At 66.6% G+C, this 16,698-nt stretch carries 13 protein-coding genes and 1 pseudogene; 7 read left to right on the top strand and 7 right to left on the bottom strand.

Annotation, left to right across the window (positions count from 1 at the left end; genetic code table 11):
• Positions 1–11: 11 nt before the first annotated feature.
• The 5 genes from whiA to secG all read left to right on the top strand — a co-directional run bounded on the left by whiA (position 12) and on the right by secG (position 4,517).
• Positions 12–989, top strand: a complete 978-nt coding sequence (gene whiA, locus ACZY0X_RS14545; RefSeq protein ID WP_241405683.1) for a DNA-binding protein WhiA — start codon at positions 12–14, stop codon at positions 987–989.
• A 93-nt stretch (positions 990–1,082) separates the two neighbouring features.
• On the top strand, positions 1,083–2,105 hold the full coding sequence (gap, locus tag ACZY0X_RS14540) for a type I glyceraldehyde-3-phosphate dehydrogenase (protein WP_463771348.1): 1,023 nt from the start codon (positions 1,083–1,085) through the stop codon (positions 2,103–2,105).
• Positions 2,106–2,138: 33 nt separating this feature from the next.
• Positions 2,139–3,350: a phosphoglycerate kinase gene (locus tag ACZY0X_RS14535; protein WP_463771347.1), complete on the top strand. Its 1,212-nt coding sequence runs from the start codon at positions 2,139–2,141 to the stop codon at positions 3,348–3,350.
• Positions 3,351–3,411: 61 nt separating this feature from the next.
• Complete coding sequence (gene tpiA, locus ACZY0X_RS14530; RefSeq protein WP_463771346.1) at positions 3,412–4,197, top strand: triose-phosphate isomerase; 786 nt, start codon at positions 3,412–3,414, stop codon at positions 4,195–4,197.
• Between the two features lie 83 nt (positions 4,198–4,280).
• Entirely contained in the window at positions 4,281–4,517 is a 237-nt protein-coding gene (secG, locus tag ACZY0X_RS14525) for a preprotein translocase subunit SecG (protein ID WP_241399166.1), read from the top strand.
• Here the strand turns inward: secG and ACZY0X_RS14520 are convergent.
• Entirely contained in the window at positions 4,501–5,997 is a 1,497-nt protein-coding gene (locus ACZY0X_RS14520; RefSeq protein ID WP_463771344.1) for an amidase, read from the bottom strand. The genes secG and ACZY0X_RS14520 overlap by 17 nt on opposite strands.
• Before the next feature lie 84 nt (positions 5,998–6,081).
• Positions 6,082–8,997: an MMPL/RND family transporter gene (locus tag ACZY0X_RS14515; RefSeq protein WP_463771343.1), complete on the bottom strand. Its 2,916-nt coding sequence runs from the start codon at positions 8,995–8,997 to the stop codon at positions 6,082–6,084.
• 233 nt (positions 8,998–9,230) lie between these two features.
• Between ACZY0X_RS14515 and ppc the strand changes: the two genes are divergently transcribed.
• A complete protein-coding gene (gene ppc / locus ACZY0X_RS14510; protein WP_463771342.1) occupies positions 9,231–12,026 on the top strand; it encodes a phosphoenolpyruvate carboxylase in 2,796 nt (931 codons plus the stop codon).
• Between the two features lie 102 nt (positions 12,027–12,128).
• Positions 12,129–12,320: pseudogene (locus ACZY0X_RS14505) on the top strand (hypothetical protein); the annotation flags it as partial.
• A gap of 66 nt (positions 12,321–12,386) precedes the next feature.
• On the opposite strand, the gene pip reads toward ACZY0X_RS14505, so the two are convergent.
• The 5 genes from pip to opcA are packed head-to-tail and all read right to left on the bottom strand — an operon-like array spanning position 12,387 to position 16,694.
• Complete coding sequence (gene pip / locus ACZY0X_RS14500) at positions 12,387–13,382, bottom strand: prolyl aminopeptidase (RefSeq protein WP_463771341.1); 996 nt, start codon at positions 13,380–13,382, stop codon at positions 12,387–12,389.
• Positions 13,369–14,649 carry a cytochrome P450 gene (locus ACZY0X_RS14495; RefSeq protein ID WP_463771339.1) on the bottom strand — a complete coding sequence of 427 codons (1,281 nt, stop codon included), beginning with the start codon at positions 14,647–14,649 and terminating at the stop codon, positions 13,369–13,371. The genes pip and ACZY0X_RS14495 overlap by 14 nt, the downstream gene beginning before the upstream one ends.
• A gap of 3 nt (positions 14,650–14,652) precedes the next feature.
• Complete coding sequence (locus tag ACZY0X_RS14490; RefSeq protein WP_463771337.1) at positions 14,653–15,030, bottom strand: ATPase; 378 nt, start codon at positions 15,028–15,030, stop codon at positions 14,653–14,655.
• The gene (gene pgl, locus ACZY0X_RS14485) at positions 15,023–15,790 is read right to left on the bottom strand and encodes a 6-phosphogluconolactonase (protein ID WP_463771335.1); all 768 of its coding nucleotides are present in this window, start codon (positions 15,788–15,790) and stop codon (positions 15,023–15,025) included. Before pgl ends, ACZY0X_RS14490 begins: the two co-directional genes overlap by 8 nt.
• On the bottom strand, positions 15,783–16,694 hold the full coding sequence (opcA, locus tag ACZY0X_RS14480) for a glucose-6-phosphate dehydrogenase assembly protein OpcA (protein ID WP_463771333.1): 912 nt from the start codon (positions 16,692–16,694) through the stop codon (positions 15,783–15,785). The genes pgl and opcA overlap by 8 nt, the downstream gene beginning before the upstream one ends.
• Positions 16,695–16,698: the final 4 nt, after the last annotated feature.

Below are 16,698 nucleotides of genomic sequence, written 5' to 3'. Positions count from 1 at the left end.
TTTTCGTGGCGATGACTGCCGAGGTCAAGGACGAACTGAGTCGGCTGGTGATCACTTCGGTGACCGCGCGACGCGCCGAGGTGGCGTCGCTACTGCGCTTCGCCGGGGGATTGCACATCGTCGCCGGCCGTGTGGTGGTGGAGGCCGAGGTCGATCTCGGCATCATCGCCCGTCGGCTGCGCAAGGACATCCACGACCTGTACGGGTACAACGCCGTCGTGCACGTGCTGTCGGCCTCGGGCCTCCGCAAGAGCACGCGCTACGTCGTGCGCGTGGCGCAGGACGGTGAGGCCCTGGCCCGCCAGACGGGCCTGCTGGATCTGCGCGGGCGCCCCGTTCGCGGACTACCCGCTCAGGTGGTGGGTGGCAGCGTCGGTGACGCCGAAGCCGCCTGGCGTGGTGCGTTTTTGGCGCATGGGTCCCTCACCGAGCCGGGCCGTTCGTCGGCGCTGGAGATCAGCTGCCCGGGGCCGGAGGCGGCGTTGGCGCTTGTCGGTGCGGCGCGGCGTCTGGGTGTGGGCGCAAAGGCGCGTGAGGTACGCGGAGCCGACCGAGTGGTGGTGCGCGACGGTGAGGCGATCGGAGCGCTGCTGACCCGGATGGGTGCCCAGGACACGCGGTTGACCTGGGAGGAGCGCCGGATGCGGCGCGAGGTTCGGGCCACGGCCAACCGACTCGCCAACTTCGACGACGCCAACCTGCGGCGCTCTGCGCGTGCGGCGGTGGCTGCCGCCGCACGGGTCGAGCGGGCACTGCACATCCTTGGCGACACCGTGCCGGATCATCTGTCTGCCGCCGGCAGGCTGCGCGTTGAGCATCGCCAGGCCTCGCTGGAGGAGCTGGGCCGACTGGCCGAACCGCCGATGACGAAAGACGCTGTGGCCGGTCGGATTCGACGACTGTTGTCGATGGCCGACCGCAAGGCCAAACAGGATGGGATTCCCGACACGGAGTCCGCGGTCACCGCGGATCTGCTCGACGACGCCTGACCGTTCGGCGCCTGAACTGACCAGCCTGCACGGACTCATCCGTTCGCTACTAGGCTGTTCGCGGGCAGTTCATCACCGACTAAGGAGACATGCGTGACCATCCGCGTAGGCGTTAACGGCTTCGGTCGCATTGGACGGAACTTCTTCCGGGCACTCGACGCGCAGAAGGCCGCGGGTGCCAACACCGACATCGAGATCATCGCGGTCAACGACCTCACCGACAACGCGACGCTCGCTCACCTGCTGAAGTTCGACTCGATCCTGGGCCGGCTGCCGTACGACGTCAGCCTCGAGGGCGAGGACACCATCGTCGTCGGCGACACCAAGATCAAGGCACTCGAGGTCAGGGAAGGCCCGGCGGCGCTGCCCTGGGGCGACCTCGGCGTCGACGTCGTCATCGAGTCCACCGGCATCTTCACCAAGCGCGACAAGGCCCAGGGTCACCTGGACGCGGGCGCCAAGAAGGTCATCATCTCCGCGCCTGCGAGCGATGAGGACATCACGATCGTTCTCGGCGTGAACGACGACAAGTACGACGGCAGCCAGAACATCATCTCCAACGCGTCGTGCACCACGAACTGCCTCGGCCCGCTGGCCAAGGTGCTCAACGACGAGTTCGGCATCGTCAAGGGCCTCATGACCACGATCCACGCCTACACCCAGGATCAGAACCTGCAGGACGGTCCGCACAGCGACCTGCGCCGTGCGCGCGCCGCCGCGCTGAACATCGTGCCGACCTCCACGGGCGCCGCCAAGGCCATCGGCCTGGTGCTCCCGGAGCTGAAGGGCAAGCTCGACGGCTACGCGCTGCGGGTGCCGATCCCCACGGGTTCGGTCACCGACCTGACCGCCGAACTCGCGAAGTCGGCCAGCGCCGCGGACATCAACGCCGCGATGAAGGCCGCCGCCGAGGGCAAGCTCAAGGGCATCCTGAAGTACTACGACGCGCCGATCGTCTCGAGCGATATCGTCACCGACCCGCACAGCTCGATCTTCGACTCGGGCCTGACCAAGGTGATCGACAACCAGGCGAAGGTCGTGTCCTGGTACGACAACGAGTGGGGCTACTCCAACCGTCTCGTCGATCTGGTCGCGCTGGTCGGCAAGTCGCTCTAGGACGAGCGAAGCAACGGGAGGACAGGCACTCGAATGGCCGTCAAGACGCTTGACGATTTGCTGGCCGAGGGCGTCGAGGGTCGGGGCGTGCTGGTGCGCTCCGACCTCAACGTCCCGCTCGACGACACTGGCGCCATCACGGATCCGGGGCGGATCATCGCCTCGGCGCCGACGCTGAAGGCACTCGCCGACGCCGGCGCCAAGGTCGTGGTCACCGCCCACCTCGGTCGTCCGAAGGGCGGGCCGGATCCGAAGTTCTCGCTGGCCCCGGTCGCGGCGGCGCTCGGCGAACACCTGGGCAGGCACGTGCAGCTGGCCGGTGATGTGGTCGGCACCGACGCGCTGGCCCGGGCCGAGGGGCTGACCGACGGTGACGTCCTCCTGCTGGAGAACATCCGCTTCGACCCGCGGGAGACCAGCAAGGACGACGCTGAGCGACTCGCGCTGGCCAAGGCGCTCGTCGAACTCGTCGGTGATGACGGTGCCTTCGTCTCCGACGGCTTCGGTGTGGTGCACCGCAAGCAGGCGTCGGTGTATGACGTCGCGACGCTGCTGCCGCACTACGCGGGCACGCTGGTGGCCACCGAGGTGAAGGTGCTCGAGCAGCTGACCAGTTCGACGGAACGTCCCTATGCCGTGGTGCTGGGTGGCTCGAAGGTGTCCGACAAGCTGGCCGTCATCGAGAACCTGGCCACCAAGGCCGACAGCATCGTCATCGGCGGCGGAATGTGCTTCACATTCCTTGCGGCACAGGGTGTCTCGGTGGGGACCTCGCTGCTGCAGGAGGAGATGATCGACACCTGTCGCAAGCTCCTCGAGGAGTACGGCGATGTCATTCACCTGCCGGTGGACATCGTCGTCGCCGAGCGCTTCGCCGCCGATTCACCGGCGGAGACGGTCGCCGCCGATCAGATCCCCGAGGGCAGGATGGGACTGGACATCGGCCCGGAGTCCGTAAAGCGATTCACCGCGCTGCTGTCGAATGCCAGGACGGTGTTCTGGAACGGGCCGATGGGTGTGTTCGAGTTCCCGGCCTTCGCCGCCGGCACCAAGGGTGTCGCGGAGGCCATTATCACCGCCACCGGCAAGGGCGCGTTCAGCGTCGTCGGCGGTGGCGACTCAGCCGCCGCGGTGCGCCAACTCGGTCTTCCCGAGGACGGCTTCTCGCACATCTCGACCGGTGGCGGCGCATCCCTGGAATACCTTGAGGGCAAGGACCTGCCCGGTATCGACGTCCTTCAGTAAGGCAGACGTCCTTCAGTAGCACCGACGTCCTTCAGTAGTACAGACCAACGAGGAGTCACACGTGAGCCGCAAGCCGCTGATCGCCGGCAACTGGAAGATGAACCTCAATCATTTCGAGGCCATCGCACTGGTACAGAAGATCGCATTCTCGTTGCCGGACAAGTACTTCGACAAGGTCGATGTCACCGTCATTCCGCCGTTCACCGATCTGCGCAGCGTTCAGACGCTGGTTGACGGCGACAAGCTGCGGCTCACCTACGGTGCGCAGGACGTGTCGCAGCACGACTCCGGCGCATACACCGGCGAGATCAGCGGTGCGTTCCTGGCCAAGCTCGGGTGCACCTTCGCCGTCGTCGGGCACTCCGAGCGTCGGACGTATCACAACGAGGACGACGCGCTGGTGGCCGCCAAGGCCGCCGCGGCGCTCAAGCACGGTTTGACCCCGATCGTCTGCATCGGGGAGGGCCTGGAGATCCGCGAGGCCGGTGACCACGTTGCCTACAACGTGCGCCAGCTCAAGGGCTCGCTGGCGGGCCTGTCGGCCCAGCAGATCGCCTCGGTGGTCATCGCCTACGAGCCGGTGTGGGCGATTGGCACCGGCCGGGTGGCCAGTGCAGCCGACGCGCAGGAGGTGTGTGCGGCGATCCGGACCGAACTCGCTGAACTGGCCTCGGCCGATATCGCGGCAACGGTGCGGGTCCTGTACGGCGGGTCAGTCAGCGCCAAGAACGTGGGCGAGATCGTCGCCCAGGGTGACGTCGACGGTGCCCTGGTCGGCGGGGCGTCACTCGACGGCGAGCAGTTCGCGATCCTGTCCGCGATCGCCGCGGGCGGACCTCTGCCCTGACCTGCGGCTGCCGCCTCGGACTCGGTCCTGCGGTAGGCGAGGCGGTTTCCGGCTGACGGCGCCAGGACTGTACTCTGGTCGCCATGTTCCTGGCTCTGCAGATCACCCTCGTCGTCACCAGCCTGTTGGTGGTGTTGCTGGTGTTACTGCACCGTGCCAAGGGTGGCGGCCTGTCGACCCTGTTCGGTGGCGGCGTGCAGTCCAGCCTCTCGGGCTCGACCGTTGTCGAGAAGAACCTGGACCGGTTGACCTACTTCGTCACCGGCATCTGGCTGGTGTCGATCATCGGCGTCGGACTGCAGATCAAGTACGGCGTCTAGCTGTACTGACCGCGGCCGCTGGTGCACCCTCTTTCGGTGGGTGGAAGCCGCCGATGCTCTGTTCGAGTAGTTCGGCCAGCCGCAGTGGGGTGCGGTCCTCGAACATCGGGCCGATGAGCTGAACTCCCACCGGTAGGCCCTCGGGTGAGCGTCCCGCTGGTATGGCGGTGGCGGGCAGGCCGGGCATAGTCGCCAGACCGGCCCAGACGAATTGGTCGGCGAATGGGTACTCGACGCCGTCGATGTCGATGTGCCGTTCCGCCAGGTTGTGTTCGTGGTCGTGGGGGAACGCGGGAGTGGGCGTTATGGGGCACACCACGGCATCGAACTGGGCGAAGAGCTGGCGCCAGCGGTGGCGGTGGAGTTCGCGACGGTTGTTCGCCTCGATCCAGTCGCGGTGGCTGAACACCGGGCCGCGCAACCACGCCGTGTCGAATCCCCGTTCGTCCGTGTCCAGTCCAGCGGCGTCGGTCCGCAGCTGTTCGTACTTCTCCACGGGATAACTCGCGGCGGCATACGACGTCAGTAGCTCGATGTAGAGCGTGGCGGCTTCGACCAGGTCAGGTAGCAGCGAACTGTGCCGTTCGACCGTCGCGCCGCCGTCGACAAGCGCGTCGGCGACCCGATTCACCGCCACCCGCACAGCGGACCCGGTCGCGATGAGCGGATGCTCGTCGAGCACCAGGACACGGAAGTCGCAGAGCCGTGCGTGGCGCGCCGGCGGCAGAGCCACGTCGAACGCAACACCCAGTGTCAGCGGGTCGGGTCCAGCCATCACATCCAACAGCAGCGCGAGGTCGCGGGCGGTGCGTGCCATCGGACCGACGACGGCGAGGTCGCCGACGGCGGGCAATGCCGGTGCGGGCGGCGGGACCATGCCGCGGTCGGCTACCAGCCCGAGTGTGGGCTTGTGTGCGTAGATGCCGCAGAAATGCGCGGGGGTGCGCAGTGAACCGGCCATGTCCGAGCCGATGGATAGCGCGCCGAACCCGGACGCCAGGGCAGCCGCTGATCCACCGGATGATCCGCCGGCCGTGCGATCGTGATCCCACGGGTTGTTGGTGGTGCCGTAGATGGCATTGAAGCTCTGCAGGTCTTGCAGCATGAACGGCACGTTGGTCTTACCGAGCACCACCGCGCCAGTAGCCTTGAGCCGCGCCACCTGTACTGCGTCCTCGGCTGGCATGTAGTCCCTGTGCAGCGGCATGCCCCAGGTCGTGGGCAGCCCGGCGATGTTGTAGGACTCCTTGACCGTCACCGGGATACCGAGCAGCGGCCGATCCTCGCCGCGGGCGCGCGCCTGGTCGGCGCCGCGTGCGGCGACCCGCGCACGATCAAAGTCCGGCACGCAGATCGCGTTGATCGCGTTGTCGTTCCGCTCGATGCGGGCGATCGCCTCATCGGTCAGTTCCACCGATGTCACCTCACCGGCACGCAATGCCGCCGCGAGATCTTCGGCCGACTGAAAACTTCGCTCCATGCATCCGACGCTATCGGGCCGCCGCAGAGGCCATAAAACCTCGCTTCGCGCAACAGAATTCGGTGTCGGGCCCGTGCGGCCCCGTCACACCCCTGCGGTGACGGGAGTGGCGTCCTTGTCCGGATCGGAGTCCCGGTCCGGATCGGTGACCTTGGGCCACCCGCGGTGCAGGCGGGTCCTGACGATCTGCGGCCACCAGAACCAGCGCCCCATTAGCGACGCGATGGCCGGGGTCATGAACGATCGCACGATAAGCGTGTCGAACAGCAGTCCCAGCGCAATGGTGGTGCCGACCTGAGCCATGACCTTCAGATCGCTGAAGGCGAAGGTGGCCATCGTGGCTGCGAAGACGAGGCCAGCCGAGGTGACGACCGAGCCGGTGCCCTCCATCGCGCGGATGATGCCGGTCTTCAGGCCACCGGGCAACTCCTCCTTGAGCCGCGAGACAAGCAACAGGTTGTAGTCGGAACCCACCGCCAGAAGCAGGATGACTGACATCGGCAGCACCATCCAGTGCAGTTCCAGGCCGATGAGGTGCTGCCAGAGGAGCACTGACAGGCCGAACGACGCGCCGAGGGACAGCAGCACCGTGCCGACGATCGTGGCCGATGCGACCACACTGCGCGTGATGACCAGCATGATGATGAAGATCAGTGTCACCGCAGCGATTCCGGCGATCAGCAGGTCGTAGTGCGCGCCGTCCCGCATGTCCTTGTAGGTGGCGGCGGTGCCGGCCAGATAGATCGTGGAGCCCTCCAGTGGGGTGCCCTTGATGGCCTCCTTGGCCGCGGTCCTGATCTTGTCGACGTGCGAGATTCCCTCGGAGGTCGCAGGGTCGCCCTCGTGGCTGATGATGAACCGGACCGACTTGCCGTCAGGTGAGATGAAGTTCTTGATGCCGCGCTTGAAGTCCTCGTTGTCGAAGATCTCCGGCGGTAGGTAGAACGAGTCGTCGTTGCGGGCGTGATCGAAGGCGTCGCCCATCGCGGTCGAGTTCTCCGAGGCCTCCTGCTGCCGAAGCTGCTGGCCCTGCTGCGTGGCGTACTGCCGCAGCATCATGTCCTTCATCGACCTCATGGTCTCGATCTGCTGGGGCAGCAGCGTGACCAGTTGAGGCATCAGCGAATCGAGGCGTTCCAGTTCGGGCAGCAACTGCTGAATGTCATCGGTCAGGGTGTTGATGCCGTCGAGGGTGTCGAAGACCGATCGGATGGCCCAGCAGCCGGGGATGTCGTAGCAGTGCGCTTCCCAGTAGAAGTAGTTGCGGATCGGCCGGAAGAAGTCGTCGAGATTGGAGATGCTGTCGCGCATTTCGGCGACGTCGATCGTCATGTTCTTGGTCTGAACCACCATCTGGTGTGTGACGTCGGCCATCTGGGTCATCAGGCTCGACATCTTCTCCATGGTGTCGACGTTTCGCTGCATCTCGTCGGCTTGAACCAGCATGTCGGCGTTGCGGTCCTGGGTGTACTTGTCGTTCAGCGTCTGTGTGGTGCCCTGCATGCTCAGCATGAACGGGATCGTGGTGTGCTCGATCGGCTTACCCTCGGGCCGGGTGATGGTCTGGACCCGCGCGATGCCCTGAGTCTTGAAGATCGTCTTGGCGATCTTGTCGATGACGAGGAAGTCGGTGGAGTTCCGCAGATCGTGATCGCTCTGGACCATCAGCAGTTCCGGATTCATCCGGGCGGTGTCGAAGTGCCGGTCCGCGACGGCGTAGCCGAGGTTGGCCGGCATGTCAGCGGGCACGTAGACGCGGTTGTCATAGTTGGTCGCGTAGCCGGGGAGCGTGAGCAGGCCGACCAGAGCCAGGGCGATGGTCCCGACCAGAATTGGGCCGGGCCACCGCACGACGACGGTGCCCACCCGGCGCCAGCCGCGCGATCGGATGCTGCGCTTGGGTTCGAAGAGGCCGAAGCGTCCGCCCAGCAGGATCACCGCGGGCCCCAGGGTCAGCGCGGCGATGACGGCGACGAACGTGCCCACCGCGCACGGCACGCCCATGGTCTGGAAGTACGGCAGTCGGGTGAAGGACAGGCACAGCATGGCGCCGGCGATGGTCAGGCCTGACCCCAGTACGACGTGAGCGGTGCCGCCGAACATGGTGTAGAAGGCGGACTCTCGGTCCTCACCCGCGCCGCGCGCCTCCTGATATCGGCCGATGGCGAAGATGGCGTAGTCGGTTCCCGCCGCGATGACCATGAGTGTCAACAGGCTTGTCGCGAACGTCGAGAGCCCAATGATCTCGTAGTAGCTGAGGAACGCGACGATGCCACGGGCGGCCCCGAGCTCGACGAACACCATCAGCAGCACCAGGATCATGGTGGCGAAGGATCGGTAGACGACAAGGAGCATGCCGGCGATCACGACGAGGGTGATGACGGTGACCTTGATCATGCTCTTGTCACCGGCATGGTGTTGATCCGCTGTCAGCGCCGCGCCTCCGGTGACGTACGCCTTGATGCCAGGCGGCGCAGGTGTCTCGTCAACGATGGCGCGGACGGCGTCGACCGATTCGTTGGACAGTGTCTCGCCCATGTTGCCGCGCAGGTAGATCTGGACGTACGCGGACTTTGAGTCATTGCTCTGCGAGCCCGATGCCGTCAGCGGATCACTCCAGAAGTCCGCGACGTGCTCCACGTGAACCGTGTCGTCCTGGAGCTTCTTGATCAGCTCGTCGTAGAAGCGATGGGCATCGGCCCCCAGCGGCTGTTCGCCCTCCAGGATGATCATCGCGCTGCTGTCGGAGTCGAACTCCTCGAAGTTGCTGCCGATCTGCTTCATCGACACCATCGACGGTGCGTCCTTGGCGTTCATGGACACCGTGTGCGCCTGGCCGACCTCCTCAAGGGAAGGTACGGCGACGTTGGTGAAGACCGTCAGTGCCAGCCAGCCGAGCACGATGGGGACTGCCAGGAGGTGAATGGCCCGCGCGATCCTCGGTCGCTCGGGCTTCGAATGCGCTGCCTTCGAATGCCCTGGACTCGACTCGACGTCCACTCGCTTGCCCCCTTGATCAGGCCGTCCTCCGTGGGCCGGAGGAGGCCGACGCGTCACACACGGTGCGCCGTCGCGCGTCATCTATCTAGCCTGTCAAAGTGTCTGCTGTCAATCGGGCGCGACCGCCGGGCGTGACTGCTCATCGTCGCAGCTCACAGCACATTCACAGGTAACTGCCAGGCGCCGTGGACCCTCGCCCTGCGACGGGTTCCGCGCACACCGATACTGGACGCATGGCAGACGGCGCGGACATCAGTCTCGAACCCATCGGCTCGGTACGTCGCACCCAGGTCGGTCGTGAGGCCACCGAGCCGATGCGGGAGGACATTCGGCTACTGGGCACGATCCTGGGCGACACCGTCCGCGACCAGAGTGGCGAAGCCGTGTTCGACCTCATCGAGCGCGCCCGGGTGGAGTCGTTCCGGGTTCGCCGGTCCGAGATCGACCGCAGCGAACTGGCGGGTCTGTTCGACGACATCGACATCCACCAGGCCATCCCCGTCATCCGTGCCTTCACGCACTTCGCCCTGCTCGCCAACGTCGCCGAGGACATCCACCGCGAACGTCGGCGGGCGGTCCACGTCGCGGCGGGCGAACCGCCGCAGAACAGCAGCCTGGCGGCGACGTATCTGAAGCTGGAGTCGGCCGAGCTGGATGCCGCTACCGTCGCCGACGCGCTCACCGGTGCACTGGTGTCACCCGTGATCACCGCGCATCCCACCGAGACGCGCCGCCGCACCGTTTTCGACACCCAGCACCGCGTCACCGAGCTGATGCGTCTGCACGCCAAGGGCCACACCCATACCGACGACGGTCGCAGCATCGAACTCGAGCTTCGCCGCAACATTCTGGTGTTGTGGCAGACGGCGCTGATCCGGTTGTCGCGTCTGAAGATCCAGGATGAGATCGAGACGGGCCTGCGGTACTACCCGGCAGCCTTCTTCGAGGTCATCCCTGCGGTCAACGCCGAGGTGCGCGCCGCGCTGCAGGCGCGCTGGCCCGATGCGCACATCCTGGACGAGCCGATCCTGAGGCCGGGGTCCTGGATCGGCGGTGACCGCGACGGCAATCCGAACGTCACCGCCGAGGTGGTGCGACTGGCCACCAGCAGCGCGGCCCACACGGCGCTGGCGCACTACTTCGACGAGCTCACCTCGCTGGAGGAGGAGCTGTCGATGTCGGTGCGGCTGGTGTCGATCAGCGACGAACTGGCTGCCCTGGCCGACGCGTGCGCCGAACCGGCGCGGGCCGACGAGCCCTACCGGCGAGCCCTCCGGGTGATCCATGGCCGGCTCACCGCGACGGCCGCGGAGATCCTCGACCGCCAACCGGAGCGTCTCCTGGCTCTCGACGTGCCGCGATACGAGACGCCGGGGGAGTTCCTGGCCGATCTCGACGTCGTGGACAGCTCACTGCGGTCCAACGGCAGCGTGCTGCTGGCCGACGATCGGCTGGCCCGGCTGCGGGAGGCCGTGCGGGTCTTCGGCTTTCACCTGTCCGGCCTCGACATGCGGCAGAACTCCGACGTGCACGAGGAGGTCGTCGCCGAACTGCTGGCCTGGGCGGGGGTGCACGCCGACTACGGGTCGCTGCCCGAGCAGCAGCGCATCGAGGTGCTGGTCGACGAACTCGCCACCCGCAGACCGCTCGTCGGCGCAGGCGCTGAGCTCTCGGAGCTCGCCCGCAAGGAACTCGACATCGTGGCGGCCGCGAGCCGGGCGGTGCGGGTGTTCGGGCCCAAGGCGGTGCCGAACTACATCATCTCGATGTGTCAGTCGGTGTCGGACATGCTCGAGGCGGCGATCCTGTTGAAGGAGGCAGGCCTGCTCGACGCGTCGGGCGAGAGCCCGTACAGCCCCGTCGGCATCGTGCCGCTGTTCGAGACCATCGACGATCTGCAGCGCGGCTCGTCGATACTCGAAGCCGCCCTCGACCTCCCGCTCTATCGCGCGCTGGTGCACGCCCGCGGGGAGCACCAGGAGGTGATGCTCGGCTACTCCGACTCGAACAAGGACGGCGGCTACCTCGCGGCGAACTGGGCGCTCTACCGCGCCGAGCTGGATCTGGTGGAGTCGGCCCGCAAGACCGGGATTCGGTTGCGGCTCTTCCACGGCCGCGGCGGAACCGTGGGTCGCGGAGGTGGTCCCAGCTACGACGCGATCCTCGCGCAGCCGCCCGGAGCGGTGCAGGGTTCGCTGAGGATCACCGAGCAGGGCGAGGTCATCGCGGCCAAGTACGCCGAGCCGCGCGCCGCGCACCGCAACCTCGAGACGCTTCTGGCTGCGACACTCGAATCGACACTGCTCGACGTCGAGGGCCTCGGAGACGAGGCCGAACCCGCGTATGAGGTGCTCGACGATCTGGCCGCTCGAGCACAGCGGGCCTACTCCGAACTGGTCCACGAGACACCGGGTTTCGTCGAGTACTTCAAGGAGTCCACGCCGGTCAGTGAGATCGGTGCGCTCAACATCGGGAGCAGACCCGCCTCCCGCAAGCCCACCACGGCGATCTCCGACCTGCGTGCCATCCCTTGGGTGCTGGCCTGGAGCCAGTCGCGGGTGATGCTGCCTGGCTGGTACGGCACGGGTACCGCGTTCGAGGAGTGGATCGCCGCTGGTGACGGTCGCCTCGAGGTGCTTCAGAGCCTGTACGCACGCTGGCCGTTCTTCCGCACCGTGCTGTCCAACATGGCCCAGGTGATGGCCAAGGCCGATATGGGTCTGGCGGCGCGCTACTCCGAACTGGTTGACGATGAGGCGTTGCGGCACAGGGTCTTCGACAAGATCGTCGACGAGTACCGCCGCACCCTGCGCATGCACCAGCTGATCACCGGCCACGACGACTTGCTCGCCGACAACCCGGCGCTCGCGCGCTCAGTGTTCAACCGGTTCCCCTACCTGGAACCACTCAATCACCTGCAGGTCGAACTGTTGCGCCGCTTCCGCGCGGGCGACGCCGAGGAATTGGTGCAGCGCGGCATCCTGCTCACCATGAGCGGGTTGGCGACCGCGCTGCGGAACAGCGGATAGCCTCAGCCACGCTTCGCAGTGGCCAGCTGCCGCTGACGGGATGTTGGGCCGCTGGGTTATGTGGGACCAGAATTTGTCGTACCTCGCTGTGACAATGGTGTTATGTCTTCAGCCGCAGCCTCTTTGGCCGCTGAGGTGCGTCCCGATGAGCGTGTCGAGGTGTTGTTCGAGGAGTTGGCCGAACTGTCCGGTCAGCGCAACGCCATCGACAGTCGTGTGGTGGAGATCGTGGCGGAGTTGGACCGTGACGGGTTGTGCGGGTCCACCGGTGCGAAGTCGATTCCGGCGCTGGTCGACCGGAGAACGCGCCGATTGGTGGTGGTACCAACCCTTCCAACCACAACCCCCACCACCAACGAACTAACCCCGCGCGTCTTGATCGCCGTGGGACGCGGGACTCCACCTGCCGCACGACACCAGTCGGTCGATCGCGCTCTGCAGCGCCTGAACGAATGCCGGTGAACCGGTGTGCCCGGAGTCCTCGACGATCTGCAGGTTCGCGGCCGGCCACGCCCGAGCCAGTCGCCAGGCGGTGTCGGGCGGGCAGCTCAGATCGTGGCGACCATGGACGAGTTCGGCGGGGATGTGGGCGATTCGGTGTGCCTCGTCGATCAGCTGATCGGGCCGCAGCCACGCCCGGTTGCCGAAGTAGTGCGCGCACAATCGCACGAACGCAATGCGGTCCGGCCCCATTCGTTGCCCGTAGCTGCCTGGCCGCCCATCGGATTCGTGGGCGATGAGGGAGTCCTCCCACGCACACCAGTCGCGTGCCGCGCGTTCGCGCACCGCTTCCTCGGGGCTGCTCACCAGGTCGAGATAGGCGGTGATGAGGTCGTAGATGTCGGGTTCGGCAGCAGTGATGCCCGATCCGCGGCGGAACGCGTCCCACTCGGCGGGCCGGAACCGCGCCGCGCCACCGTAGAGCCACTCGATCTCGGCCGGGGACGACGTCGTCACAGCGACCAGAAGGATGCCGAGGACGCGCTCGGGGTAACGCTGCGCGTAGGCGAGGGCCAGTGTGGCTCCCCAGGATCCGCCGTACACCATCCATCGGTCGACACCGATGTGTTCGCGTAGCCGCTCCATATCCTCGACGAGGTGCCACGTGGAGTTCTCGGCCAGGCTCACCGAGGGATCGGCGGCGTTCGGCAGGCTCTCGCCGCATCCGCGCTGGTCAAATATCACCGGACGGAACACCAAGGGGTCAAACAGTTTCCGGCTGCCGCGACTTCCGCCACCGCCCGGTCCGCCGTGCACACACACCACCGGTATGCCGTCCGGGTTGTCGCCGACCTCCCAGTAGATCTGCTGGCCGTCACCGACGTCGAGCATGCCCATGCGCTCAGGCCAGCTCATAGTCGACAGGGCACGCGTCGGCCGCGCGGGCCACACCACCGATCTGCGCCGGCACGGGACGCGGGTGTGTCCGCCAGCCCGGCACGAACCGGTACCGGCCGAGTAGATGGATCATGGCGGCGCTCATCGCGGACAGCGAGAACGGCTGCGCGGGGCAGGTGTGCCTACCGTGGCCGAAGGCGGTCACGAGCATGGGCGAGGCAAGCGCGGTGGTGTCGGCCAGACGGTGACGATGCCAATGGTCGGGGTCCCACGAGTCCAGCCCCGGCGCGGCCGAGGTGTTCAGCAGTGGCAGCAGTGTCGCGATCGTCCACCCCGCGGGCACCTCCACGACGCCGTCGCCGGTGTCGAACGTCACGGGAGCCACTGTGGCACGCGACATTATCGAACGCTGCGCCATCCGGGTGCTCTCCAGCGCGCAGCGCTGGGCCAGCTCACGGTCGCCCGCGATGACCTCGCACAGGCTGTCGGGGTGCTCGATGAGATCGACGATCGCCCAGCCGAGGGCGGCCATCAGATTCGACATCGACGCGATGTGAATCAACGCGACATCCATCGCAATACCGCGGTGTCGCACGTCGTGCGACTCATCGGACCAGGCCTGCACGATCCGGTCGAACAGCGCGCCGTCGGACCCGGAATCGCTGTGGTCCAGTGCCGTTGCGATCACATCGGCGATATCGTCGAGTGCCGCGCGTTCAGCGGACATCTGCGATGCCGCGACCTCGGCCATCGCATCCGGGTGGACGAACGCGTCTGACCCGTCGAGTGTGTCGAAGGCGCAGACCAGGCGTTCAAACGCGTCGCCGTCCGCGCAGCCCGGCGCACCCCACGACGCCAAACCCACCCGGTGCCCGAGTCTGCGGGTGAGAGCGAACAGATCCACCGACCCGCGATCGCCCAACTCGGCATCGGTCGCGGCCAGTGCGTGCTCGAGATTGGTCAGATAGGACGTCACGTCATCACGCCGGAACAGCGATCCGGGCAGTGTGCGGCGGCCGGCGAAGATCTCGTCGGGCAGCTTGCGCCGCAGCATGAGGTAGTCGGCCACGCCCTTGCTGGCTGTCTCCTCGAGCAGTGCGTAGAACGATTCGACACCGGTCGGGGAGAAGGTGAACAGGATGTGATTGCCGCCGCTCACCACGACGAAGGAGTCGCCGTGGCGGGCACGGGCCTCGGCGATCGCGGCGACGGCATCGACGACGGCGACATCCCACGGGAGGCCGACGCCCACGGCAGTGGGCAGAGTGTCCTGCGGCGCAGGCACCGGCTAGAGGCCGGTGCTCTTGCGCACCGCGTTCACCGCGCCGCGCACCGCATTCTCGGTCGCGGCCCACGGGGCCATCACTGACTCGCCGAGCCCGACGATGCGTTCGACGCGATCGACGATGGCCTCCAAACGCTCCACCACACCGATCAGACGCGGCGCCAGTTCATCGATGCGCGTGATGGTTTCGTTGAACCGGGCCAGGGTGGCGTCGAGGGCAACCGTCGAGTTGCCCAGGTCTGACAGGGCGTCGCCAAGGTCCCCGAGAACCGTGTCTACCTGTTCCACGGTGACATCGGCGTTGAGCGCGGCCTGGGTCAGTGTCTTGATGCGTTCGCGTCCGGTGCGGGGGCGCGGTGTGCGACCAGAGGTGTCAGCCATGGTGTTCAGTATGCGTGGGCGAGAGTTTGGCCGCTGCGGCTTCGTCGAGGAGCCATACCGTCAAATCCCGTCCGACACCGCCCGCGCCCGGGATGTCCACGGGTGCCGCACCATTCACCGCGGCGGCGACGGCATCGGCCTTTTCGGCGCCCGCCACCACCAGCCACACCTGCCGTGACCGCGCAACCGCGGGCAGCGTCAGGGTGATCCGCCGGGGCGGCGGTTTGGGGGAGTCGGTCACGCCGACGACCAGGCGGGTGGTCTCGCGGACGGCGGCGGAGTGCGGGAACAACGAGTTGATGTGTCCCTCACCGCCCATGCCGAGCAGGTGCACGTCAAAACTCGGTGTCGGTCCGCCGTCCGGTGCATTGGCGGCCAGCACCTGCTCGTAGGCCAGTGCCGCTGCGTCGATGTCATCGCCGAACTCACCGTCGCTGGCGGGCATCGCATGCACGTTGGACGCCGGAATGTCGATGTGGTCGAGCAGTGCCTCGCGCGCCTGCTTGTCGTTGCGGTCGTCATCGGCTGCGGGCACGTAGCGTTCGTCACCCCAGAACAGGTGCACCTTGGACCAGTCGATGTCATCGTCGTTGTTGCCGACGTGCTTGAGCAGTTTGACGCCGGTGCCGCCTCCGGTCAGGACCACGTAGGCCGCGCCGCGTGCCTCGATCGCCGACGTGATCGCCCCCACCAGGCGGTCACCCGCGGCGGTGACCAAAGCGTCGGCGTCGGCGTACTTCTCGATGACGATCTCAGACATATTGAACCTTGTCGATGCCTTGAAGTGCGGCGTAGTAGGTCTCGTCGGCGTCGAGGCGGCGCATATCCTCGGCCAGGCAGTCGCGAGTCTCCCTGCGCGCCAACGGGACCAGTGCGTCGGGCTTTCCCGTACGGGTCAGCGACGCGGTGACGTCCTCCTGTGGACGACTCAGCGTGATGGTCTCGTTGGACCTGCGTAGTTCAACCTTCAGATCACCGACGGCGCGTGTCACGGGGCAGTCGAGCCGGCTGGCCAGCCAGCCTGCCAGGATGTCCAGCGCAGGTTCATCCTTGAGCCCAGACACCACAACTGATGTCACGGGTTCGAACGGTCCCTGATCCAGGGTTGAGGCGAGAAGCGCGCGCCAGTAGGTGACTCTGCTCCAGGACAGATCGGTGTCACCGGCGGTGTAACCCTTCGCCCTGCCCTTGATCGCTCGTAACGGATCGGCACCATTGGTGGCATCGGTGATCCGACGAATGGCCAGCTTGCCCAACGGGTCCTGAGCGGGGACCTTCGGCGCGATATCCGGCCACCAGGTGACCACTGGGGTGTCGGGCAGCAGGAACGGCGTCACCACGCTGCTGGAATGACCGGCCAGGGGACCGGAGAGTCGAAGCACCACGACCTCGTTGGCGCCGGCGTCACGTCCGACACGCAGCTGCGCGTCCAGGCGGGCATCGGAGGCGAGCCGGTCACCCGGGACGACGACGATGACCCGGCAGGGGTGTTCGCGGCTGGCGGCGTTCGCGGCCTCGATCGATTCCTCCAGCAGCGCTTCGGTATCGGGGGCAATCACCAGAGTCAGAACGCGGCCGAGGGTTATCGCGCCGCCTTCCTCGCGCAGTGCGACGATCTTCTTGTTGATGACATCGGTGCTGGTGTCCGGCAGATCGACGATCATAGTT

The organism is Mycobacterium sp. IDUB_39, from assembly GCF_055419205.1.
The sequence above is the reverse complement of the archived record's forward strand: the minus strand, read 5'-3'. Positions and strand labels throughout refer to the sequence as shown.